Origin of the sequence: Tersicoccus phoenicis (assembly GCF_001968835.1) — a bacterium.
In the GTDB taxonomy this organism is placed as follows: Bacteria; Actinomycetota; Actinomycetes; order Actinomycetales; family Micrococcaceae; genus Tersicoccus; species Tersicoccus phoenicis.
Window position 1 is genome coordinate 1 of the sequence record NZ_MRDE01000001.1, and the last position, 313, is coordinate 313.

The 313-nt window shown below is 72.5% G+C and carries 1 protein-coding gene; it reads left to right on the forward strand.

What is annotated here, in order from left to right; translation table 11 throughout:
• Window positions 1-313: transposase (locus BKD30_RS00005; RefSeq protein WP_173892961.1), on the forward strand; the 313-nt coding region annotated here is incomplete at both ends.

The following is a 313-nucleotide window of genomic DNA, read 5'->3' on the forward strand; positions in this document are numbered from 1 at the left end:
CGCGTCGATGGCGCAGGTGCCGGGATCGTGTCCGAGGCTGGGGGGCTCCTGCTGACCCGCACTGTCCAGGCCTCGGGTCTCGGTGCGGGGCTGTCCGCCGTGCTCGGACCGTGGCGGAAACCGCTGGCCGTGCATGATCCGGGCAAGATCGTCACCGATCTGGCCCTGTCTCTGGCGATGGGTGGGGACTGCCTTGCCGACGTGGACCGGCTCCGCGCCCAGCCGGCTGTGTTCGGGCCGGTGGCATCGGATCCGACCGTGAGCCGCTTGGTCCGGGCCCTGTCCACGGCGGCGCCGGCGAAGGCCCTGAGTG